The organism is Neorhizobium sp. 05N33 (genome assembly GCF_056397445.1).
Genome location: NZ_JBFTNK010000002.1, coordinates 233,902 through 256,404 on the forward strand (window position 1 = coordinate 233,902; position 22,503 = coordinate 256,404).

A 22,503-nucleotide genomic window follows, 5' to 3' on the forward strand; every position below is an offset into this window, starting at 1 on the left:
GAGCAGACGTAAAGGCGGCGTCACCCCTACTTTGACACCCGCAAATATTACGCAGCGCGAGAATAACGGGAACGACTGCTCGTATCGATGCGGAACTGCTCTACCAGTTCAAGCAGGGCATCCGCTTCGCTTGCAAGGCGTCGGCTCGCTTCCGTGGTTTCGCCGACCATCGCGCCGTTCTGCTGGGTCATCTGGTCCATGCGGTTGACGGAGTTGTTGATGTCCTGCAATGCGGCCGACTGATCCTGGCTGGCGGTCGCGATCATCTCCACATGCTGGCTGACGCCGGTGATCTGCTGGCTGATCGCCGCCAGCACTTCGCCCGCCTCCTGCACCAGGCCGGCACCAGAGCCGACCTCCCGGCTCGACTGGGTGATCAGGTCCTTGATTTCCTTGGCGGCACTGGCGGAACGTTGCGCCAGTTCGCGAACTTCCTGCGCTACGACGGCAAAACCCTTGCCGGCCTCGCCGGCACGGGCTGCCTCGATGCCGGCATTGAGCGCCAGCAGGTTGGTCTGGAAAGCGATGTCGTCGATCACCTCGATGATCAACTCGATCTTTCCCGAAGCCTCCTCGATGCGTCCCATGGCGCCGACCGCATTGCTCACCACCGTGCCGGAACTGTCGGCACTTTTCTTGGTGAGCGAAACGGCGCGGTTGGCCTCGTGGGCGCGTTCGGCCGAAGAACGGACCGTTGCGGTGATCTCATCAACGGCGGCGGCCGTCTCTTCGAGGGAAGCTGCCTGGGTTTCGGTACGGCGCGAAAGCTCTTCTGAGGAATGGCTGAGATCGGCGCTGCTCTTCTGGATGGAGAGCGTGCTTTGGCGGATGTGAGAAAGCGTATCGCGCAACCGGACGATAGAACCGTTGAAGTCGGTGCGAAGTTGTTCCAGCCGACCGGAGAACTGCGTCTCGATCGTGCTCGACAGATCGCCATCAGCTAGGCGGGCCAAAGCCGCACCCAATTCGCTGACTGCCGTGTCGATCTGACGGTCGACACGTTGTTTTTCGGCATCGTTGCGAAGGCGTTCGGCCTCCGCTTCGGCGCGATCCTCGGCACTGCGGCTTTCCATCTGTTGCTTCTCACGCGCCGCTTCCCGGAAGACTTCCAAGGCGCGGGCGATATTGCCGAATTCGTTGCGGCGTTCAGCATAGGGTATTTCGGTGGCGTCATTGCCTTGGGCAAGCGCATGTACAGTGCCGGTCAGCACGCCGAGCGGCCGGAGCAGCATACGAAGGGCGAACAGGCTTGCAATGCCGACGACGAGGAGAGCGGCGAGCGACGTGCCGATGACGACATAGCCCGCGGTAGCGATATGGGCGAAATAGACTTCCATCGGAATGCCGATGAAAAGCAGACCGGTGACGCCGTTCGAAGCATTGGTGATCGGGAAATAACCCGTCATGAAATCCTTGCCGAACAACACTGCGGGACCGAAATAAGCCTCTCCGCGCGCCAGAAACGGCTGCGCTGGGTGCTCCGCGGCAAGCTTGGTACCGACCGCCCGCTCGCCCTTTTCCGTCTTCACATTGGTCGATATCCGGACATAGTCAGTACCCTTCTTTTCGAACAGGGTTGCGACGCCGCCGATGGCAGTTGCCGTACGATCGACCATGTCATGATCTTTCACCGTCCCCTCGCCTTGGCTGACACGGATGACCGCGCCGTCGCGGATCTCGCTTTTGGCGCCATCCAGTTCAAGATCGTAAAGCAGGCTCATGGTGCGTATCGCCTTGCGCGCATCTCCTCTCGCCGTATCCATGATATCGCCGCGCAGGTAGGCATAGGTGAGACCGCCAACGGCCATCACCGCGAGGAAGATCATCAAGAGGCAGAGAAGAACGATCCGCGATACCACGGATGACGGCAGGATTTTGATCATAAAAGGCCAGCTTCCCCACAAAACTATGAACTGACCGAATATCGCTGGCGGAAGTGAAAAATTACTAAATTTGAATGTATTGAATTAAAGAGGCCGCCGAGGTGCGGAGCTGACGCAAACCGTAGGTCGGAAATGCGCAAAACAAGACGCCAGCGCTCCGCGAGCGTGGCTTGAGACCGCCGCCATTCAGGCGCGCGATGAGATCGAAGAGCGGAAGCTCTTAGAAGAAAAGCGTCGGAAGCGCGAGGAGCGCGGCCGTTGCACCGATGGCGATCGCGAGAAAACGCAGGCGAATGAGCTTCTGGTTATCCTGAACCTTAGCGATTGCGATTGCGCGGGCACGGCTGGGTCTCTGCATGGAAACGGCACTCCAAGGCAAGTTGCTCTGGCGCTCCAGCCGCCACCGGCAGGAAGCGCATGCCTGCCTTAAACCACAGGAATTGGCTGGCATTAAGGCAGGATGGGGCGCTCACATTAACAACTGCTGAATCAACTTATACTACAATGCGTCCCCACAAACATGGCCCGAAGCCCAGGCCCATTGGAAATTGTAGCCGCCGAGCCAGCCGGTCACATCCACGCATTCGCCGATGAAATAAAGGCCAGGCATTGCCTTTGCCTGCATTGTCTTCGAGTCCAGTTCGGACGTATCGATGCCGCCGAGCGTCACCTCGGCCGTCCGGTAACCTTCGGAGCCGGCGGGCCGGATGGGCCAGGTCTGGATCGAGGCGGCCAGGCCCTCGATCGCCTTGTCGGGAAGATCGGCGAGATGGGCTGTCAGGCCGCGCGCCTCGACGAAGAACTGCGCCAGCCGTTTCGGCAGCACCCCCGCCAGCACCGTCTGCGCCGCCTGGCGACCGTTGATCTTGCGGGCTGCCTTGAGCATCGCTGCGATATCAAGATCGGGCTCGATAATCAGCGTCACGTCGTCGCCTTCCCGCCAATAGGAGGAGATCTGCAGGATCGACGGCCCGCTCAAGCCACGATGCGTAAAGAGCAGCGCCTCGCGAAACGCTGTCTTGCCGTGACGGACCTCGGCCGGCACCGCGATACCGGAAAGCGGTGAGAGCTTTTCGAGCAGGTTCGGATCGAGCGTCAGCGGCACAAGCGCCGGCCGCGTCTCGACGATCTTCAGGCCAAACTGCCGGGCGATATCGTAGGCAAAACCGGTGGCGCCCATCTTGGGGATCGATTTGCCGCCGGTCGCAACCACCAGGGATGCCGCCTCCACCGGCCCATCGGACGTGCCGATGCGGAAACCGTCTGGCGTCTTTTCGATCGATGTGACCTGTTTCTGCAGTTCGAGCACGACATTCGCCGCCTTCATCTCGGACAGCAGCATGCGGATGATGTCCTTGGCGCTGTCGTCGCAGAAGAGCTGGCCGAGCGTCTTTTCGTGCCAGGCGATACCGTGGCGTTCGACCATGTCCAGAAAATCGCGCGGCGTGTAACGCGCCAGCGCCGACTTGGCGAAATGCGAGTTGGCGGAGAGGTAGTTCTTGGCGGTCGCGCGGATATTGGTGAAGTTGCAGCGCCCGCCGCCCGAGATGCGGATCTTCTCGCCCGGCGCCTTGGCGTGGTCTAGCACGAGCACCGAACGGCCGCGCCCGCCTGCGCGAATGGCGCACATCATGCCCGCCCCGCCGGCGCCCAAAACCACCACATCGAATTTCCGCGTCACCGCATGCTCCTTGTTTCGATATCTGCTGTTTTCGATCGGCAACTCAAAGTCAATGGCGTCTCCCCCTCGCCATTCGCCAATCCGTGGTTATGATGGAACATCCGATCAACCTCACCCCGATGTGTCATGCCGCGCAAAAAAAACGCTCCCGCCCTCGCAACCGGCACCGTGGCGAAAGCCGCGACTGCCCAGCCGACGCTCACTTCGCTCAGAGGTGTCGCGGACTGGCGGGAGGCCGCCGCGTGGCTTCGGGCACGGGGGATAGAGGATATCGAGTGCATCACGCCCGATCTCGCCGGCGTGCCGCGCGGCAAGATGATGCCGTCCTCGAAGTTCACCTCGAATACCTCGCTGGCGCTGCCGTCCGCCCTCTACCGGCACACCATTTCCGGCGAATACCCGGAAGAGACCGGCACCTTCCGCTACGAACCGCGCGACAGCGATTTGAAGCTGGTGCCGGATCTTTCGACGCTTTCGGTGGTGCCCTGGGAGACCGACCCGACCGCACAGGTGATCTGCGACATCGTCGATACCGAGGGCAAGGCGGTTCCCTACACGCCGCGCAACGTGCTGAAGAACATCCTCAAACTCTATGAGGAGCGGGGCTGGAAGCCGGTCGTGGCGCCGGAAATTGAATTTTATCTCGTCGCCAAGAACGACGACCCGGACTATCCGCTGCATCCGCCGAAAGGCCGGTCCGGCCGCTCCATCCTCGGCGGCCAGGGTTATTCGATCGCCGGCATCAACGAATTCGACGAGCTGATCGACGACATCTACCATTTCTCGGAAAAGCAGGGCCTCGAGATCGATACGCTGATCCACGAGGAAGGCCCGGCGCAGCTCGAAATCAACCTGCGCCATGGCGATCCTATCGAACTCGCCGACCAGGTGTTCATGTTCAAGCGCACCATCCGCGAGGCGGCCATGAAACACGGCATCTACGCCACGTTCATGGCGAAGCCCATGCAGGGCCAGGCGGGCTCGGCAATGCACATCCACCAGTCGGTGGTCGACATCAAGACTGGCAAGAACGTCTTCTCGAACCCGGACGGCTCGGCTTCCAAGGAATTTTTCCACTTCATCGGCGGCATGCAGACCTATGTGCCGAAGACGCTCGCCATGATGGCGCCCTATGTAAACTCCTACCGCCGCCTGACGCCCGACATGTCGGCGCCGGTCAACAATGCCTGGGGTTACGACAACCGGACCACCGCCTTCCGCGTGCCGGTCTCGGATGCGAATGCCCGCCGCGTGGAAAACCGCCTGCCAAGCTCGGACGCCAATCCCTATCTGGCGCTTGCGGCCTCGCTCGGCTGCGGCCTGCTCGGCATCATAAACGCGATCGAGCCGGGACCGCCGACCGAGGATACAGCCAACGAGGGGTCGATCGAACTGCCGCGCGGCCTGCTCGAAGCCGTGTCGCTGCTCGAGTCCGATCCGGCGCTTGCCAGCGTCTTCAGCTCGGAATTCATCGGCCTCTATGCGGGCGTCAAGCGCGGCGAATTCGAGACCTTCATGCAGGTTATCAGCCCCTGGGAGCGGGAATTCCTGCTTCTCAACGTGTGAGGGCTGCTCCTTGGATGAATGGCAGAGCCCGATCGCACCGGGGATTTCCTGGTATCAGGCAACAGTCCGCGAGCGGCCGACCTATCCGGCGCTCGACGGATCGAAGACGGTCGACGTGGCGGTCATCGGCGGCGGCTATACCGGCCTGCAGGCAGCCTACAATCTGGCAAAGGCCGGCATCTCCGTCGCACTGATCGAGGCCAGCCGGTTCGGCGACGGCGCCTCCGGCCGCAATGGCGGCCAGATGGGAACCGGACAGCGCTGGTGGCCGGAGGATCTTGAAAAGGAGATCGGCTACGAGCGCTCCAGGGCGCTGTTCGACATGGCCGAAAACGCCAAGCGGCATCTCCTCGACTTTGCCGATATCCACGGCATCGACATGGAGTACATGCCGGGACAGATGAACGTTTCCCACAAACGGGGCCACGAGAAGGATTATCGGGCGACCGCCGAGATCGCCGCGGAGCGTTACGGTTATCCGCACATCTCCTTCATGGATGGCCGGGAGACCGCCGAGCGGCTCGGCACGAAAGATTATTATTGCGGGGTGCGCGATACCGGCACCGGCCATATCCAGCCGCTGAAGCTGCTGGTCGGACTTGCCGGGGTGGCGCAGGCGGCCGGCGCGCAGATTTTCGAGATGACCCGCGCCACGGGCATCGAAAAAACCAGAAATGGACCGGGCGGCAAGATCCTGGTCCGGACGCCCAGGGGCACGCTGACTGCCGACCGGGTGCTGATCGCCACCAATGCCTATATCGGCGATCTCGAACCGGTTACATCCGCGCATATCATGCCGATCGGCTCCTTCATCGCCGCGACCGCGCCGCTCGACGATTTTCCGGGCGTCCTTCCCGGTGGCGAGGCCGTTGCTGATTCGCGGTTCGTGGTGCGGTATTTCCGCAAGAGCCGGGACAATCGGCTGCTGTTCGGCGGTCGCGAGGTCTATACCTCAAGCAATCCGGCGGACACTGCGACCGCCATCCGCAGGCAGATCGTCGACACCTACCCGGCGCTGAAGGACGTTGAAATCACCCATGCCTGGGGCGGAAATGTCGGGATCACCATGCCGCGCCAGCCTTTCGTGCGCGAAGTCATGCCCGGCGTCACCTCGATCGGCGGTTATTCAGGCCATGGTGTGATGCTGTCAAACTATTGTGGCAAACTTTATGCTGATATGGTCGGCGGCAAGGCGACGGATCTCGACCACCTCGCCGCACTCAAAATTCCCGCCTTCCCAGGCGGGCGTCACATGCGGACCCCACTGCTTTTCCTCGCCCTCACGTGGTTTGCGCTGCGCGACAGGCTCTGACAAGCGGGGTCCGCAACACACTTCGGAAGCCAATTCGGGCTAGCGTTTTTAAATCGATTAGAATAAGTATGCACCCAACCATGCAGGACGAAAGAACAGCGATGAGCAGCCAGATCATCCCAGTTGAACCCTTTGATTGTATCGTGTTCGGCGGTACCGGCGATCTTGCGGAACGCAAGCTCCTTCCGGCCCTCTACCACCGGCAGATCGAGGGGCAGTTCACCGAGCCAACCCGCATCATCGGCGCCTCGCGCAGCGCGCTTTCGCACGAGGATTACCGCAAGTTCGCCCAGGATGCCCTGAAAGAGCATCTGAAGCAGGGCGAATACGACGAAGCGGAAGTCCAGAAATTCCTCCAGCGGATCTATTACATCTCGGTCGACGCGAAGGCCGAAGGTGGCTGGGCCGAGCTCAAGAAGCTGCTCGACGACGGCAAGGAGCGTATCCGCGTCTTCTATCTGGCCGTGGCGCCGGGCATTTTCGGCCCGATTTCCGAAAAGATCCGTGACCACAAGCTGATCACCAGGTCGACCCGCATCGTCGTCGAAAAGCCGATCGGCCGCGACCTCGCATCGGCGCTGCAGCTCAACGACATGATCGGCAAGGCCTTCCACGAAGACCAGATTTTCCGCATCGACCACTATCTCGGCAAGGAGACGGTGCAGAACCTGATGGCGCTGCGCTTCGCCAACGCGCTTTATGAGCCGCTGTGGAACGCCGACCATATCGACCACGTGCAGATCACGGTCGCCGAAGCCGTCGGCCTCGAAGGCCGCGCCGGTTATTACGACACGGCGGGTGCGCTGCGTGACATGGTGCAGAACCATATCCTGCAGCTCCTCTGCCTTGTCGCCATGGAAGTGCCCTCCTCGATGAATTCGGAATCGGTGCGTGACGAAAAGCTCAAGGTGCTGCGCGCCCTGAAGCCGATCACCGAGGCCAATGTCGAGCAGATGACGGTGCGAGGCCAGTACCGCGCCGGCGCATCCGCGGGCGGTCCGGTCAAGGGTTATCTCGATGAACTCGAAGGCGGCGTTTCCAACACCGAGACCTTCGTCGCCATCAAGGCCGAGATCGGCAACTGGCGCTGGGCCGGCGTTCCCTTCTACATCCGCACCGGCAAGCGGCTTGCAGCGCGCATGTCCGAGATCGTCATCACCTTCAAGCCGATCCCGCACAATATCTTCGACGCGGCTGCCGGTCGCATTTCGGCCAACCAGCTGATCATCCGCCTGCAGCCGGACGAAGGCGTCAAGCAGTCGCTGATGATTAAGGATCCGGGCCCGGGCGGCATGCGGCTGCGCAATGTGTCGCTCGACATGAGCTTTGCGGAAGCCTTTTCGGTGCGCAATCCGGACGCCTACGAGCGCCTGCTCACCGACACGATCCGCTCCAACCAGACGCTGTTCATGCGCCGCGACGAAGTCGAAGCCGCATGGCGCTGGGTGGATCCGATCCTCAAAGGCTGGGAAGCGGCCGGCCAGCAGGTGCAGGGTTATACTGCCGGCACCTGGGGACCGAGCCAGGCCATCGCCCTCATCGAGCGCGACGGCCGGACATGGCATGAGGGTTGAGGGTCATGACCGCGAAGATGCATGAATTTGCGGATGCCGCAGCCCTCGCCGCCAGCCTGGCGGACGAGGTAACGGCACAGCTTGAAACCGCTATCCGCGACCGGGGCACCGCCTCGATCGCGGTTTCGGGCGGTTCGACGCCGAAGAAGTTCTTCGAGGCACTGGCGACCCGTGATATCGACTGGGGCAAGGTTTCGGTGACGCTGGTCGACGAACGGTTCGTGCCCGCCGACAGCCCGCGTTCCAACCACCTCCTGGTGTCGACGCATCTTCTGAAGGACAAGGCGGCGGCGGCGCATTTCATCCCGCTCTACTACGAGGCGCCGTCGATCGATGAAGCGGCCGTGATCGCGACCGAAAAGACCGCCGGTATCGGCCATCCTTTCGACGTGGCGATCCTCGGCATGGGCGGCGACGGCCACACGGCATCCTTTTTCCCGCATGGGAATAATCTTGCCCGAGCACTCGATCTTTCCGGGCCGCGCGGCGTTCTGACGATGCAGGCGGAAGGTGCCGGCGAAGAGCGACTGACCCTCTCGTTCGCCAGCCTTTCGGACGCCCGGTTCCTGGCGCTGCATATCGAAGGCCAGGGCAAGAAGGACGTGCTCGAAGCGGCAAAGGCCGGCTCCGACGAAACGGACATGCCGATCCGCGCCGTGCTCAATCGAGCCGCTTCGCCGCTGCAGATTTTCTGGGCGCCCTAAAGCGCCGACTTTTCAACGCGAGCAATCCCGGTGGCTTAGGGCCCTCCCGAAGGTCCTGTCCCTCCCAAGCCGGGGTTGAGCACAAGAGGACAAGACCATGGCCGCTCATTCCAGCATCGAGGCAATCACTGCCCGTATCGTCGAACGCTCGAAACCCCATCGTGAAGCCTATCTCGACCGGGTGCGGCGGGCGGCCACGCAGGGTCCGCACAGGTCGACGCTCTCCTGCGGCAATCTCGCCCATGGCTTTGCGGTCTGTTCCCCCGCCGAGAAGGACGCGCTTGCAGGAGACGTCATCCCGAACCTCGGCATCATAACCGCCTATAACGACATGCTCTCGGCGCATCAGCCCTATGAGACGTTCCCGCCGATCATTCGCGAGGCGGCACGGGAAGCCGGCGGCATAGCGCAGGTCGCCGGTGGCGTGCCGGCCATGTGCGACGGCGTCACCCAAGGGCAGCCGGGCATGGAACTATCGCTGTTCTCGCGCGATGCGATCGCCATGGCGGCCGGCATCGGCCTGTCGCACAACATGTTCGATGCAGCCGTCTTCCTCGGCATCTGCGACAAGATCGTGCCGGGCCTGGTCATCGCGGCGCTGAGCTTCGGGCATCTTCCCTCCGTGTTCATTCCGGCCGGCCCGATGACAACAGGGCTACCGAACGACGAGAAGTCGCGCATCCGCCAGCTCTATGCGGAGGGCAAGGTAGGCCGCGCCGAACTGCTCGAGGCGGAATCCAAATCCTATCACGGCCCCGGCACCTGCACCTTCTACGGCACCGCCAATTCCAACCAGATGCTGATGGAGATCATGGGCTTCCACATGCCCGGCGCCTCCTTCGTCAATCCGGGCACGCCGCTGCGCGAAGCGCTGACCCGCGAGGCCGCCAAGCGGGCGCTGGCGATTACGGCACTCGGCAATGAATTCACCCCGGCCGGCGAGATGATCGACGAGCGCTCCGTGGTCAACGGCGTCGTCGGCCTGCATGCGACCGGCGGCTCGACCAACCACACCCTCCACCTCGTCGCCATGGCGCGTGCGGCCGGCATCCTGCTCACCTGGCAGGATATTTCCGAGCTCTCCGATGTCGTTCCGCTGCTTGCGCGCGTCTATCCGAACGGGCTTGCCGACGTGAACCATTTTCATGCCGCCGGCGGAATGGGCTTCCTGATCAAACAGCTCCTGAAGACTGGCATGGTGCATGACGACGTGCGCACGGTCTTCGGCCATGGGCTGGAAGCCTATACGGTCGAGGCGAAGTTGGACGCCAACGGTCAGGTCACCCGCGAAGCGATCCCGGATCAGAGCGGCGATCTGAAAGTCCTGGCGCCGATCGAGACCCCCTTCCAGTCAAATGGTGGCCTCAAGATGCTGAAGGGCAACCTCGGCAAGGCGGTCATCAAGATTTCCGCCGTCAAGCCGGAACGCCACATCATCCAAGCGCCGGCGATCGTCTTCCACGACCAACATGGGCTGCAGGAAGCGTTCAAGCGCGGCGAGCTCAACAAGGATTTCATCGCCGTCGTGCGCTTCCAGGGACCGAAGGCGAACGGCATGCCGGAACTGCACCGCCTCACCCCGCCGCTCGGCGTGCTGCAGGACCGCGGTTTCAAGGTGGCGCTGGTGACCGACGGGCGCATGTCCGGCGCCTCCGGCAAGGTGCCGGCGGCAATCCACATCACCCCGGAAGCCTGCGATGGCGGCCCGATCGCCAAGATCAAGGACGGCGACATGATCCGCCTCGACGCTGTCGCAGGCACACTGGAAGTGCTGGTGGACGCCGCGGAGTTTGAGGCTCGCACACCGGTCGTCGTCGACCTTTCCGACAATGAGTTCGGCATGGGCCGCGAACTCTTCGCCCCCTTCCGCCGCCATGTCGGCACCGCGGACATGGGTGCCAGCGTGTTTGTGTAAACGGCCGATTTCCGGTAGAAACGAAAACGGCGGCCCTGGAGCCGCCGTTTCCATGTCAGGCCACGAGCCGCGTTACCAGGAGCGGATATCCATCGTCCGGTCGCGATGGTTCGGATGCGTCGAGAATATGAAGATGCGATCAAGCTCCTTCTTGGTGAGAAGAGACAGGAAACGAACCTCGATCGTGTTGTTGGCGTTGGTGCGCATCAGCAGGCAACCGACCTTGGAAATGCGCGCGTCGGGAATGTCGAGATAAAACTGCTTCGGCAGATTATATTGGGTCAGGATGCCGAGAACGGCGCCGCTCATCGAGATCCGGATGACGTCGCAGCGACGCTGCGCCATGTTCATCACGCCATTTTCGGTATATTCGATCCGCGCCGCATTCATCGTGTCTTCCATTTTGAACCGGGCTTCCCGGTCGTACATGAAAGACTCTTCCTTGTTCAAAAAGTGATTTTTGTTACTTGGAGCCGCGCTCACGACATCCCTCCATTGCTTTACAGGAGAAGCCTAGCCGGCGAAATTTAACAGAGAGTTTTGAAGTCCCAAATCAGAACAACTCCAATTGCATATCGCAAGATCACGGTAAACGGATGGTTACTCCTAGATGCGGTAGGCCTTACCTTCTGCATCGAAAAGGTGCAGTTTCTTGAGGTCTGCTGAGAAGCGCATCGTCTCGCCCTTCTTCACCTGCAGAATGCCGGGGATCTTGGCGATGATCGGCTCCTGATCAGCCAATCCTTCGATGTAAAGCAGCGTCACCTCGCCGAGCGCCTCGATAATCCCAATCTGGCCTTCGAAGAGGTAGTCCTCGCCCGAGGCAATCGACAAATCTTCCGGCCGTACCCCGAAACTGGCGGTCTTGCCCTTTTCCGAAGCCGCTGTCGGCACCGGCATGCGCACCGATTTTCCACCCTTCAGCGCAACCGTGGTCATCTCGCCGGTTTCCGTCACCGTAGCCGGGATGATGTTCATCGCCGGCGAGCCTATGAAGCGGGCGACGAAGAGGTTCTGCGGCCGCTCGTAGAGTTCGAGCGGCGCGCCGACCTGTTCGATACGACCGGCCGAGAGCACGACGATACGGTCGGCGAGCGTCATCGCCTCGACCTGGTCGTGCGTCACGTAGACCATCGTCGTATCCGGCATTGAATCCTTCAGCTTGGCGATCTCGATGCGGGTGGCGACGCGCAGTGCGGCGTCGAGATTGGAAAGCGGTTCGTCGAACAGAAACACCTTCGGATCGCGGCAGATGGCGCGACCGATGGCGACGCGCTGGCGCTGGCCGCCGGACAGCGCCTTCGGCAGGCGGTCGAGATAGGGCGTGAGTTGGAGGATATCGGCCGCCGCGCGCACCCGGCGGTCGATCTCGTTACGGCTTTCCTTGGCGATCCGCATGCCGAAGGCCATGTTGTCATAGACCGTCATATGCGGATAAAGCGCGTAGGATTGGAAGACCATGGCGATGCCGCGCCTCGACGGCGGCACGTCATTGACGACCTGGCCGTCGATGAACATCTCGCCGGCGGTGATGCTTTCAAGGCCGGAGATCATCCGCAGCAGCGTGGACTTGCCACAGCCGGACGGGCCGACGAAGACCACGAACTCGCCCTGGGTGATCTCCAGGTCGATGCCATGCAGCACCTTCACCTGGCCATAGGCCTTGCGGATATCCTTCAGAACGACACCAGCCATTTTTTCCTCCCCTTTGTTCTCGTTACGCGTGATGGGCGAAGAACGCCCCCCAAGCCGGTAATTCGACACGCCTGCCTTCAAGCCGGCTTTCGAAGCCGTGGCCGGTCAGCACTTCCCAATCGCCGGCCGGCAGCTCGGTTGCCGTTTCCGCCGCGCTCATGTTGAACAGGCAGAGCACCGTCTCGTTGCCGTATTGGCGCTTGTAGCCGAGAACGGCGCCGTCCTCGGCCAGGAATTCGATCTCGCCCTTGGCAAAAGCCGGGCGCTGCTTGCGGAAGGCGAGGAACCGTCGGTACTGTTCCAGAACAGATGCTGGATCGCCGTACTGAGCGCCGACGGCCCGAAGCTGATGCTCGACCGGGATAGGCAGCCAGGTTTTCTCCGCCGTGGAGAAGCCAGCCTGCAGTGCCTGGCTGTCCCAGACCATCGGCGTACGGCAACCGTCGCGGCCCTTGAACTCCGGCCAGAACTGGATGCCGTAGGGGTCCTGAAGATCGGCATAGGCAATGTCGGCCTCGGTCAATCCCAGTTCCTCGCCCTGATAGATGCAGACCGAGCCGCGCTGAGACATCAGGATGGCAGACGCCATCTTTGCGTAACTGTCGCGATCGAGAACGTCATGGCCCCATCTGCTGACATGGCGGACCACATCGTGGTTGGAAAAGGCCCAGCAGGCCCAGCCATCCGGTGCAGCGATAGAGAATGCCTTTTGCACCTCGGAGACACGCGCCGGCGTCAGCGGATCGGGCGCCAGGAATTCGAACGCGTAGCACATCTGCATCTTGTCGTTGCCGGACGTATACTCGCCGACGATCTCCAGGCCCCGTTGGCTGTCACCGACCTCGCCGACGGCGGCGATCGCCGGAAACTCGTCGAGCACGGCGCGGAAACGCCGCAGGAATTCCAGGTTCTCCGGGCGGTTCTTGTCGTAGAGATGCTCCTGGAAATTATAGGGGTTCACGGCCGGCGCGGTGGAGGCGTTACGGCGCGAGGGATCGAGCGCCGGGTTATCGCGCAGGTCCTTGTCGTGGAAATAGAAGTTGATCGTGTCGAGCCGGAACCCGTCTACGCCGCGCTTCAGCCAGAAGCGGGTCATGTCGAGCAGCGCATCCTGGACTTCGGCATTGTGCAGATTGAGATCCGGCTGCGAGGTCAGGAAGTTGTGCATGTAATATTGCATGCGCGTCGGGTCCCAATGCCAGGCCGACCCGCCGAAGATCGATAGCCAGTTGTTGGGTGGCGTGCCATCCGGTTTGGCGTCGGCCCAGACATACCAGTCCGACTTGGGGTTGACGCGGCTCGACCGGCTCTCGATGAACCAGTGGTGCTGGTCGGAGCTGTGCGACATCACGAGATCGATCATCACCTTGATGCCGAGCCGGTGCGCTTCGGAAATCAGACCGTCGAAATCCGACAGCGAGCCGAACATCGGATCGACATCCGTATAGTTCGAGACGTCATAGCCGAAATCCCGCATCGGCGACGGAAAGAAGGGCGAGATCCAGATGGCATCTGCGCCAAGTGCTGCCACATGTGGCAGACGGGCGGTGATGCCCTTCAGATCGCCGATGCCGTCGCCGTTCGAGTCCTGATAGGAGCGCGGGTAAATCTGATAAATAACGGCCCCACGCCACCAGTCCTTGTCCGGTGCTGCGGGGGCTTCGGCTGAAACGCTCATTCAATATCCTGTTGTCGTTCGATGTTGATCAGCCGCCCTTGACGGAGCCGGCAAGCAGTCCGCGGACGAGATATCTCTGAAGGGCGAAAAAGACGATAATCGGCACGACGATTGTTATGAAGGCCGAAGCCGTCAGGATTTCCCACTTTCCACCCATTGAGCCCAGAAGTGCGTTCAGAGCGCCGGTGAGGACCAACTGATCCTTACCGGTTCCGAGGAAGACCATGGCGACGAGGAGGTCGTTCCAGGTCCACAGGAACTGGAAGATCGAGAAGGATGCGAGCGCCGGAAATGACAGCGGCAGGATGATCTTGACGAAGATTTCGAAATCGCTGGCGCCGTCGACGCGGGCGGATTCGATGATTTCCCGCGGCAGACCGGAGATGTAGTTGCGCAAAAGATAGATCGCGAGCGGCATGCCGAAGGCGGAGTGCGCAAGCCAGATGCCCGCATAACTGCGAGACGGCACGCCGAAGAAATTGCCGATCTCGTTGTACATCTTCAGAAGCGGAATGAGCGACATCTGCAGGGGCACGACGATCAGCCCGACCACCAGGGCGATGATGAGGGCGCGCCCGGGAAATTCCATCCAGGACAGAGCGTAGGCCGCAAAGGCTGCGATCAGGATGGGAATGATCGTTGCGGGAACCGCGACCGTCAGCGAGTTGACGAAGGACTGGCCGATCCCTTGAGAGGTCAGCACCGTGCGGTAATTTTCGGTGGTGAAGGATGGCGGCGTCGCGACGGAGAGGTAGACGCGTTTGCCACGCCCGCTCTCGAACGGCGCATTCTTGGAATAGGTATAACTGCCGTCTTCATTGATGGTCAGCGTCTCGCCGTCGCCGATATCGGCCGGCTTTCCTGCTGCAAACTCCGTTGGAGCGGCGACGCGGGTGCCGAAGGCGCGCACGCTGCCCCCCTTCCCGCCTTCGAAGACCGAACCCGAAATAACATAAGTCGCGCCATTCTGCTTGGCTGTCGAAGGTTCGCCGAGGCGTGCAGCGCTCGTCTCGGCGGCACCGGTGAAGGCCGTCCACCAGCCCGACGCGGTGATTTGGCCCGCCTCGCGAAAGGAGGTGACGAGGATGCCGAGCGTCGGGATCAGCCAGATGAAGCAGATGACGAGGACGGAGGCGTGGACGATGAGGCGTGGAAGACCGATACGGCGAAGGCTTACAACTGCGCTCATCTCAATGGCCTCCCATTTCCTTGTTCGCCTGGCGGATGTTCCAGATCATGATCGGGGTGACAGCGGCCATGATGACCAGCGCGATGACCGCACTTCTGCCACTGTCGCCCCCGCCGCGGAACATCCAGTCGAACATCAGGTTCGCCAGAACCATGGTGTTCCACTGGCCGTTGGTCATGGTCAGCACGATGTCGAAGACCTTCAGAACGAGGATGGTGATGGTGGTCCAGACGACGGCGATCGTGCCCCAGATCTGCGGCACCATGATCTTCCAGAAGATCTGCCAGCCATTGGCGCCGTCGATCACTGCCGCCTCGATCGTCTCCTCGGGGATGCCACGAAGCGCGGCCGAGAGGATGACCATGGCAAAGCCCGTCTGGATCCAGATGAGGATCGCCATCAGGAAAAAGTTGTTCCAGAAGGGAAGCGAGATCCACACCTGCGGAGAGCCGCCAATGGCCTGCACGATGGCGTTAAGCAGGCCAATCTGCGTTTCGCTACCACCACGATATTCGTAAATGAACTTCCAGATGACCGAAGCGCCGACGAAGGAAATCGCCATCGGCATGAAGATCAGGCTTTTGGCGAGATTGCCCCACCAGATGCGGTCGGTCAGCACGGCGATGACGAGGCCGAAGAAGGTACATGCTGCGGGCACCACGGCCAGCCAGAGGATGTTGTTGAAGATGGACTGGCGGAACTGCGCATCCTGGATGGCCCAGCGATAGTTCGCAAGGCCGACGAAATTGCCGCCCGACCGGTCGTAGAAGGAAAGGAAGAAGGTCGCGACGACCGGATAAACGAGATAAACGACCAGCAGGAGCAGCGCCGGGCCGAGAAACAACCAGGGACGCACCATGGCGCGGCGGTTGAGGTTGACGGAAGCGGCGCGGACATTGTCCACCGGCACGGGAAAGACGATCTGCAGGATCTTATCGGAGAGCCAGTAATATAAGGCACAGACGAAAACGCCGGCGATCACGACGCCGACGGCTGAAACGATCTGCGATATCATGGCTCTCCCCTTTTCACCGTTTTATGCGTAGCTTTTTATTGTACCGCGCCGGCATCCGGCGCGGTCGTATTTGAGAGCCTACTGGGGGAGGCTTATTTCAGACCGTCCCAAGCCTTCTGGATGTCGGTCGCGACAGTCTTTGCGTCCTTGCCGCCGACATAGTCGACCATGCCGGTCCAGAACGCGCCGGCGCCGATCTTGCCGGGCATCAGGTCGGAGGCGTCGAAGCGGAAGGTCGTGGCGGTGGTCAGAAGTTCGCCCTGCTTCTTCAGGACATCATTGGCATAGGCATTCGGATTGGCCCCCTTGAACGGCGTCAGGAAAGATGACTGCGCCATCCAGACCTCGTGGGCGATCGGCGTCTTCAGGAATTCGATGAACGCCTTGGCGGCAGGCGAATCCTTGGTGATGGCAAACATCGTGCCGGCGCCGAGGACCGGCGTTCCGAGCTCCGGCTTCGAAGCGTAGGTCGGCAGGTAGAAGAAGTCGGCATCGGTGCCGAGCTTGGTATCCGGCGGGAAGAAGGACGGAACGAAGGATGCCTGGTGATGCAGGTAGCATTTCGGCGGAATGCCGAAGAGGCCCTTCGGGCTGTCGCGGAAGTCGGTGGAGGAAACGGCCGCGACGCCGCCGCTGACATATTTGGGATTCTTGGCGAACTTGCCGAATTCATCGATCGCGCCAACAACGGCCGGATCATTGAACTTGACTTCGTTGCTCACCCACTTGTCGTAGACTTCCGGCTTCTGGGTCCGCAGCATCATGTCCTCGACCCAGTCGGTCGCCGGCCAGCCCGTCGCGCCGCCGGAGCCGAGACCGATGCACCACGGTACCCCGCCGTCCTTGACGATCTGGTCGCTGAGCTTGATCAGGTCCTCCATGGTCTTCGGAACTTCGTAACCCGCTTCCTCGAAGTTTTCGGGCACATACCAGACCATTGATTTGAAATCGGCCTTAAAGGGGAAGCCGAAATAGGCCTCCTTGCCGTCCTTGCCCTTATAGGTGCCATAACGGATCCAGTCCCCGCCAGAGCCGTAGTTGGTCTTGACCCAGTCGGAGTTCTCCTGGCCGAGCGAGGTCAGGAACCCCTTGGCTGCGAGATCGGCCAGAAGGCCGGGCTGCGGAATGATGGCGATGTTCGGCGGAGAACCGGCCTGAGTGTCGATGACGATCTGCTGTTCGTAATTTTCCGAGGAGGAATAGCGGCCGTTGATGCCGGTCGCGGCATTGAAATAGGCCAGAACGCTGTTGAACAGCACCTCGTCCTCGCCGCGCCAGGGACCAAAGAGCGTCAGGTTCTGCCCTTTGAGATTGGCGTGGGCAGCCTTGAAATCCTCATAGCTCTTCCAGTTAAATTTCGAATCCTGGCCGGGCGCGAATTTCAGCTCCTGGGCGACTGCGCCGCCGGCCACGAGCGCTGCCAGCGCCGTGCCGATCCAAAATGATGCCTTCATGAAATAATCCTCCCGTTGTCCCGACTTTTGCTACCTTGCCGGGAGTTTACAACATGGGAGAGATTTAACGCTCTCGCGGAGGAGTCAACCCCTGCGCAGGCGGCGTGGAACAAATGAAAAAATCTGTCCCCGCAGGATCAGAATCTGGGTGCGGTTTTGCCGGCCGCGCGATAGGCCGCGATGACGGTGTTGGCCATCAGCATGGCGATGGTCATCGGGCCGACGCCGCCGGGGACCGGAGTGATGGCGCCGGCGATCTCAGCGGCTTCCGCATAGGCCACGTCGCCAACCAGCCGGGACTTGCCCTCGCCCTTGTCGGGGGCGGCAACGCGGTTGATGCCGACATCAATGACGGTTGCCCCGGGCTTCACCCAGTCGGCCTTGACCATCTGCGGGCGGCCGACGGCGGCGACCAGGATATCGGCATTGCGGCAGACGCCTGCGAGATCCTTCGTTTTCGAATGCGCCATGGTAACGGTCGCGTTGGCTGCCAAGAGCAGCAGGCCCATCGGCTTGCCGAACAGGTTGGAACGACCGATGACGACGGCGTTGAGGCCCGACAGGTCACGGCCATGTATACGGTTGACCAGCAGCATCGCACCGGCAGGGGTGCAGGAGATCAAGCCGGTCTCCAGGTCGCCTGTGGCGATCTTGCCGGCGTTGACGACGTGCAGGCCATCGACGTCCTTTCCCGGCGAGATCGACAGGATGACAGGCTCTGCGTTCAGATGTTTCGGCAGCGGCAGCTGGACGAGGATGCCGTTGATGGCCGGATCGGCGTTGAGCTCGGCCACCAGCTGTTCCAGCGTCTCCTGGGTGGTGTCTTCAGGCAGGCTGTGCTGGATCGAGTTGAACCCACACTGCTTGGCCATCTTGCTCTTGGAATTGACATAGGCATGGCTTGCCGGATCGTCGCCGACGATGACGACTGCGAGGCCTGGCTTGAGGCCGGTTTCGTGTTCGAGAGAGCCCGACGCCTGGGTCACGGCATCGATAACGGATGCCGCCGCTTCTTTACCATCGATCACCACAGCCATGCGTACCTCCCGCTTGAAACCGCCACCAATGTATACATGGAGCATGTTCTGAATTTGCCCGCCAACGCCCTATGCTGGTCGCAGACAGCAAATGCAAGCGGATTCGATGTCGCAGGTCTTATCCCCGGGAGGTATTCCGGCGCGCAGAATAGACCTGCACTCGTTCGCGCAATTCCGCCATGTCGCGGCGAAGCTCGCGAAGTTCTTCGGCCTTGCGGACCTCCTCCGGCGAGGGAACCGGACGATGGGCTGCGCCATAGGATGGGGCATCGGCAAGACGGCCGGCCATGACGGCCGCAACCAGCGGCGGAAGCTCAGCCTCCGCTGCGGGGCGACGATTGGCCATCAGCATCCCGCGGATATGATCAGCAAGCGGGCTGTCATTGGCCGGCGCCGGATGGCGCGGGCGCCAGGGCCGCTGCGGCTCATAAGCTGGCCAATCGTAGCCAGGCTGATCGTTGGCCGGGTCGTCTTCCTCGGAAAAAAAGTCCTGCTCGTCCAGATGCTCCGCCAGCAGGTGCCGATCGATCATCAGCGCGGGCTCGTCGGTGAGATCCAGTTCCTCCGTCGAGATTGCCGAAGGCGTGGAGAAGCTCCTGCCCCGGGTCATGAAGGCGAGCCCGATGCCGAGGGAGAAACCGATCAGCGCACCGATGCCCGAAACCTCGGCCAATGAGGGGCCAAGGGCTGCCGCCGCTGCTGCCTCAGCCGGAACCAGCACGGTCACCTTGGCCGTTGATGCCTTCGTCTCGGTGCCGTGAAGCGCGTCGAGATAATTCCGCCGCGCCTCGTCGACCGCAGCCTCGAGCGCCGTCAGCCGCGCCGCGGATTCGGTAATTTCCTTGTCGTCAGGCTTCTTTACCTGCTTCGCCTTTAGATCGGCCAAATGTCTGGCGGCTGCCGCCTCCTGCTGGCGAAGCGAGGCGCCAAGCTGTTTCAGCGCGTCCTGAATGTCGTTTTTGACATCCGCCAGAGCTGCCTGAGCCGCGGCAAGCCGCGGGTGGCGCGGGCCGAGATCACTCGAAAGCTGGTCGACGGCAAGCTTTGCCTCGACATGCCGCTGTCGCTGATAATCGAGGCCGGTATATTCGAGACTGTCCGGCAGAGGCTTGTTCAGCACGTCCGAGAGCTTCATGGCGGAGGCCTGTGCCGCCTTTTGTCTCAGGTCGCCCAGCTGAGCCGTCGCCTCGTTTATCTCTGCGACAAGCTGCTGCCCGTTGTCCTCGGTCCGGCGCAGTTCGGCAAGCTTCTGCGCATCCGTCTCGGCGACGAAACCGGCAAGGGCTGCTTCTGCATGCTCGAGCGTCTGGCGCAGCTTCTCCGCCACCGGCGCGGACGACGCTGTGCCGGAGAAGGCGATCTCGTCGTGGAAAGTGTTGCCGAGCATGTTCGCGATGCGCGCCGCCTCGCCCGGCTCTTCCGCCGTAACGGAAATCACAAGCCGGCCGGTGCGGCGGTCGTAGCTCGTGGCAATCGCCTGGGAAAGTCGCGCGCGTAACCTGTTTTCAGCCTCCGATACCGTCATCGTCTCGCCGGATACGATATCGGACACGATCCTGACGACACTCGGACGGTCGGCAGAGAATTCACTGTCGCGGCCAAGGTTCAGGGCACGGATGACATTGTCGAGGCTGGCCTTCGAGCGCAATGAGGCGGCAGCTGTATTGACCGCCGCCTCGCTCGCCGTTTCGATCTTCAGCCTGGTTTCAACGTTGAATTTATGCGGAAACGTATCAATGAACAGCAGCGGCAAGAAGGCGCCAACCAGCGTGAGGGCGCCGACCTTGAGGACGGCGGATCGTAATCCGGTCGACACGGAACCGGCGCCGGCGAGCGATGCTGCCGGTTTGGGGTTTCGGTCGTCTTCGATTTTCGCCGACTGATACATGGGATGACCGCGCTGATCTGGTGCTGCCGACATCCCGCAGGCAGCCCTCTGATTAAGGCAGTCTAAAATTTCATGGCAAAGAAAGGGTTAACTTGTCAGGCGAAAGACGGTTGCGGCGAAGGAACATCCGCCTTTGGCACCACACGCACAGGTTTGCCTTCGATGAAGGTGGACAGTCCTGCCCCGGTCATGACCACCAATCCGGTGCGGACCAAAGCGAGCCGGCGTTCGATACGCCGTTCCTGAGCAAGGCTTGCCGCATCGACGAGGACGAGGTCGAAGCGCTGCGAGATCTCCGGGTCCAGCGCGACCACCGCCACGTCATGCCAGGGCGCATGGCGGGCGAAATGCTCGCGAAGCGCTTCGACACGTCCCGTATCCTCGCCGGCTATGCCGATGCAGTGGCTCTTTTCCATGAAGCTCAGCAGGGCCGGCACGAAGGTCGTGGCCGAAAAACGCACCGGTGCGGGCTTCTCATGCCGCGCCTTGGTGAGGAGGCTGAAAGCACGGCCGCCGCCCGGCAGAAGCACCCTGCGGCCCAGCTGACTGCGGTAGGCGGGATCGACCATCTGGCGGAGAGTCGTCCGTTCATCCAGGAAGCCGAGGGTGGAGCGGTTGCCGCGCAAGGCGATCAGGCTTTCCACGAGGCCGAGCGTGGCGTTCCATCCGAGATCGCAGACACGCAAACCGAACAGGGTCCGGGGTGACGCGGATGCCAGGAAGTCTCCGGATGCGTTCATCAATGCGCTCCCCATGGGGCAAGACCAATTCTCCCCCAAGGTCTAACAGCGCGCTCTGAAATCGCCTTTAAATCGATCGGTAAAATGCAAGCGATGCCCGTATTTTCGGGGCTTCACAACAAAAAGCAACGGTGTTAAGTTTCAATCGCCGTTGCTCGATAGTCTCGCATTCTTGCGTTTAGGATGATGATCATTTTGCGCATGACGGCAACGAGTGCGACTTTTCCGGGTTTTCCGCTGGCTCTGAGCTTGGCATAGAACGCCTTCATGTGCGGATCGAAGCGGATGGCCGGTAGGGCGGCGATGTAGAGGGCATCCCGTACCGGTTTTCGTCCGCCGGCGATCATGCGCTTGCCGCGCATCAGGCCGCTGTCGCGGTTGAGTGGCGCAACGCCGACCAGTTTGGCGATCTGCCCCTTGCCCATGAGGCCCAGTTCCGGAAGTCCGGCCAAGAGAAAGCAGGCGGTGCGCAGACCGATGCCCTTGAGCGACATCAGGACATCAGCCTTGTTTGCCAGTTCGGCATCCGATCCGAGGCAGGCCACCATCTCGTCGACGACCGCCTGGCGCTGGTCGAGCAGGAACGCCAGCGTCTCCTCGATCCATGCGCGCATTCGGCCGTCGGCCTGGCGGCTCTGCTTTTCCCGGCGGTTCTTCTCCTGCACGATCATGTGCGACAACTGCCTGTAGCGCGCCACCAGATCGGCCAGAACCGTCTGGGCGGTGGAAGCGGGAGACAGGAGCCTCGTCTGCATGCGCCGGCCATAATCGGCCAGGATGAAGGCGTCGATCCTGTCGGTCTTGGAGAGCTGGCCGCAGGCGCCGGCGAACTGCCGGATCTGTCTGGCATTCACCCGTGCCACCGGCATCCGCGCGACCAGCAGCGCATCGACGACGCGGCGCTCATAGCCGCCGGTCGGCTCGACAAGAAATCGCTCGACCTCCTCCAATGACGCGACAAAGGTCATGAATTCGGTAATTCCGACAGCCGTGTTGTCGAAGGTCGCCGATTGGCCATCGGGCAGGATGCAGATGTCGAAAGACGATTTCGATATGTGGATGCCGACAAAACGGCTAGTATAAGTCATGAGGCCATGTCTCCCTTATACGCGAGCGCGGAGCTCTCTCAACGGTTCGACGAAGCCTCGATAGACGCAAAGGGTTCTGCTTTT

18 protein-coding genes are annotated in these 22,503 nt (G+C 61.5%); 5 read left to right on the top strand and 13 right to left on the bottom strand.

Features of this window, described 5'->3' with window-relative positions:
• Positions 1-47: 47 nt before the first annotated feature.
• From AC1DLT_RS05415 to AC1DLT_RS05425, 3 genes are all read right to left on the bottom strand, one after another.
• Positions 48-1,883, bottom strand: coding sequence for a methyl-accepting chemotaxis protein (locus AC1DLT_RS05415; RefSeq protein ID WP_477486115.1), 1,836 nt, complete (start codon positions 1,881-1,883; stop codon positions 48-50).
• A gap of 220 nt (positions 1,884-2,103) precedes the next feature.
• On the bottom strand, positions 2,104-2,241 hold the full coding sequence (locus AC1DLT_RS05420) for a hypothetical protein (RefSeq protein ID WP_247033482.1): 138 nt from the start codon (positions 2,239-2,241) through the stop codon (positions 2,104-2,106).
• 141 nt (positions 2,242-2,382) lie between these two features.
• Entirely contained in the window at positions 2,383-3,564 is a 1,182-nt protein-coding gene (locus AC1DLT_RS05425; protein ID WP_477486116.1) for a BaiN/RdsA family NAD(P)/FAD-dependent oxidoreductase, read from the bottom strand.
• Positions 3,565-3,690: 126 nt separating this feature from the next.
• Between AC1DLT_RS05425 and AC1DLT_RS05430 the strand changes: the two genes are divergently transcribed.
• From AC1DLT_RS05430 to edd, 5 genes are all read left to right on the top strand, one after another.
• Entirely contained in the window at positions 3,691-5,130 is a 1,440-nt protein-coding gene (locus tag AC1DLT_RS05430) for a glutamine synthetase family protein (protein WP_477486117.1), read from the top strand.
• Between the two features lie 10 nt (positions 5,131-5,140).
• The gene (locus tag AC1DLT_RS05435; protein ID WP_477486118.1) at positions 5,141-6,442 is read left to right on the top strand and encodes an NAD(P)/FAD-dependent oxidoreductase; all 1,302 of its coding nucleotides are present in this window, start codon (positions 5,141-5,143) and stop codon (positions 6,440-6,442) included.
• Between the two features lie 101 nt (positions 6,443-6,543).
• Complete coding sequence (zwf, locus tag AC1DLT_RS05440) at positions 6,544-8,016, top strand: glucose-6-phosphate dehydrogenase (protein WP_038539846.1); 1,473 nt, start codon at positions 6,544-6,546, stop codon at positions 8,014-8,016.
• 5 nt (positions 8,017-8,021) lie between these two features.
• Complete coding sequence (gene pgl, locus AC1DLT_RS05445) at positions 8,022-8,720, top strand: 6-phosphogluconolactonase (RefSeq protein ID WP_477486119.1); 699 nt, start codon at positions 8,022-8,024, stop codon at positions 8,718-8,720.
• A 97-nt stretch (positions 8,721-8,817) separates the two neighbouring features.
• Positions 8,818-10,635: a phosphogluconate dehydratase gene (gene edd, locus AC1DLT_RS05450; protein WP_477486120.1), complete on the top strand. Its 1,818-nt coding sequence runs from the start codon at positions 8,818-8,820 to the stop codon at positions 10,633-10,635.
• A gap of 72 nt (positions 10,636-10,707) precedes the next feature.
• On the opposite strand, the gene AC1DLT_RS05455 is transcribed toward edd, so the two are convergent.
• The 10 genes from AC1DLT_RS05455 to AC1DLT_RS05500 all read right to left on the bottom strand — a co-directional run bounded on the left by AC1DLT_RS05455 (position 10,708) and on the right by AC1DLT_RS05500 (position 22,419).
• A complete protein-coding gene (locus AC1DLT_RS05455; protein WP_038539838.1) occupies positions 10,708-11,064 on the bottom strand; it encodes a hypothetical protein in 357 nt (118 codons plus the stop codon).
• Positions 11,065-11,241: 177 nt separating this feature from the next.
• Positions 11,242-12,330 carry an ABC transporter ATP-binding protein gene (locus AC1DLT_RS05460; protein ID WP_477486121.1) on the bottom strand — a complete coding sequence of 363 codons (1,089 nt, stop codon included), beginning with the start codon at positions 12,328-12,330 and terminating at the stop codon, positions 11,242-11,244.
• Positions 12,331-12,352: 22 nt separating this feature from the next.
• Positions 12,353-14,008, bottom strand: coding sequence for a beta-galactosidase BglA (bglA, locus tag AC1DLT_RS05465; protein ID WP_477486122.1), 1,656 nt, complete (start codon positions 14,006-14,008; stop codon positions 12,353-12,355).
• Positions 14,009-14,036: 28 nt separating this feature from the next.
• Positions 14,037-15,197 carry a carbohydrate ABC transporter permease gene (locus tag AC1DLT_RS05470; RefSeq protein ID WP_038539829.1) on the bottom strand — a complete coding sequence of 387 codons (1,161 nt, stop codon included), beginning with the start codon at positions 15,195-15,197 and terminating at the stop codon, positions 14,037-14,039.
• Between the two features lies 1 nt (position 15,198).
• Positions 15,199-16,212, bottom strand: coding sequence for a carbohydrate ABC transporter permease (locus AC1DLT_RS05475; RefSeq protein WP_038539827.1), 1,014 nt, complete (start codon positions 16,210-16,212; stop codon positions 15,199-15,201).
• 92 nt (positions 16,213-16,304) lie between these two features.
• Positions 16,305-17,666 (bottom strand): ABC transporter substrate-binding protein, encoded by a 1,362-nt coding sequence (locus AC1DLT_RS05480; RefSeq protein ID WP_477486123.1) that lies wholly within the window; start codon positions 17,664-17,666, stop codon positions 16,305-16,307.
• Between the two features lie 137 nt (positions 17,667-17,803).
• Positions 17,804-18,703, bottom strand: a complete 900-nt coding sequence (folD, locus tag AC1DLT_RS05485; protein WP_477486124.1) for a bifunctional methylenetetrahydrofolate dehydrogenase/methenyltetrahydrofolate cyclohydrolase FolD — start codon at positions 18,701-18,703, stop codon at positions 17,804-17,806.
• Between the two features lie 118 nt (positions 18,704-18,821).
• A complete protein-coding gene (locus AC1DLT_RS05490) occupies positions 18,822-20,624 on the bottom strand; it encodes a GumC domain-containing protein (RefSeq protein WP_477486125.1) in 1,803 nt (600 codons plus the stop codon).
• A 62-nt stretch (positions 20,625-20,686) separates the two neighbouring features.
• On the bottom strand, positions 20,687-21,331 hold the full coding sequence (locus tag AC1DLT_RS05495) for a hypothetical protein (protein ID WP_477486126.1): 645 nt from the start codon (positions 21,329-21,331) through the stop codon (positions 20,687-20,689).
• Positions 21,332-21,465: 134 nt separating this feature from the next.
• The gene (locus AC1DLT_RS05500; protein ID WP_477486127.1) at positions 21,466-22,419 is read right to left on the bottom strand and encodes an IS110 family RNA-guided transposase; all 954 of its coding nucleotides are present in this window, start codon (positions 22,417-22,419) and stop codon (positions 21,466-21,468) included.
• Between the last annotated feature and the right edge of the window lie 84 nt (positions 22,420-22,503).

Excerpts from the sequence above, each read along its gene's own strand:
- AC1DLT_RS05415 (WP_477486115.1), bottom strand. The coding sequence starts at position 1,883 with ATGATCAAAATCCTGCCGTCATCCGTGGTATCGCGGATCGTTCTTCTC.
- AC1DLT_RS05420 (WP_247033482.1), bottom strand. The coding sequence starts at position 2,241 with ATGCAGAGACCCAGCCGTGCCCGCGCAATCGCAATCGCTAAGGTTCAG.
- AC1DLT_RS05430 (WP_477486117.1), top strand. The coding sequence starts at position 3,691 with ATGCCGCGCAAAAAAAACGCTCCCGCCCTCGCAACCGGCACCGTGGCG.
- zwf (WP_038539846.1), top strand. The coding sequence starts at position 6,544 with ATGAGCAGCCAGATCATCCCAGTTGAACCCTTTGATTGTATCGTGTTC.
- pgl (WP_477486119.1), top strand. The coding sequence starts at position 8,022 with ATGACCGCGAAGATGCATGAATTTGCGGATGCCGCAGCCCTCGCCGCC.
- edd (WP_477486120.1), top strand. The coding sequence starts at position 8,818 with ATGGCCGCTCATTCCAGCATCGAGGCAATCACTGCCCGTATCGTCGAA.
- AC1DLT_RS05455 (WP_038539838.1), bottom strand. The coding sequence starts at position 11,064 with ATGTACGACCGGGAAGCCCGGTTCAAAATGGAAGACACGATGAATGCG.
- AC1DLT_RS05460 (WP_477486121.1), bottom strand. The coding sequence starts at position 12,330 with ATGGCTGGTGTCGTTCTGAAGGATATCCGCAAGGCCTATGGCCAGGTG.
- bglA (WP_477486122.1), bottom strand. The coding sequence starts at position 14,008 with ATGAGCGTTTCAGCCGAAGCCCCCGCAGCACCGGACAAGGACTGGTGG.
- AC1DLT_RS05470 (WP_038539829.1), bottom strand. The coding sequence starts at position 15,197 with ATGAGCGCAGTTGTAAGCCTTCGCCGTATCGGTCTTCCACGCCTCATC.
- AC1DLT_RS05475 (WP_038539827.1), bottom strand. The coding sequence starts at position 16,212 with ATGATATCGCAGATCGTTTCAGCCGTCGGCGTCGTGATCGCCGGCGTT.
- AC1DLT_RS05480 (WP_477486123.1), bottom strand. The coding sequence starts at position 17,666 with ATGAAGGCATCATTTTGGATCGGCACGGCGCTGGCAGCGCTCGTGGCC.
- folD (WP_477486124.1), bottom strand. The coding sequence starts at position 18,703 with ATGGCTGTGGTGATCGATGGTAAAGAAGCGGCGGCATCCGTTATCGAT.
- AC1DLT_RS05490 (WP_477486125.1), bottom strand. The coding sequence starts at position 20,624 with ATGTCGGCAGCACCAGATCAGCGCGGTCATCCCATGTATCAGTCGGCG.
- AC1DLT_RS05495 (WP_477486126.1), bottom strand. The coding sequence starts at position 21,331 with ATGAACGCATCCGGAGACTTCCTGGCATCCGCGTCACCCCGGACCCTG.
- AC1DLT_RS05500 (WP_477486127.1), bottom strand. The coding sequence starts at position 22,419 with ATGACTTATACTAGCCGTTTTGTCGGCATCCACATATCGAAATCGTCT.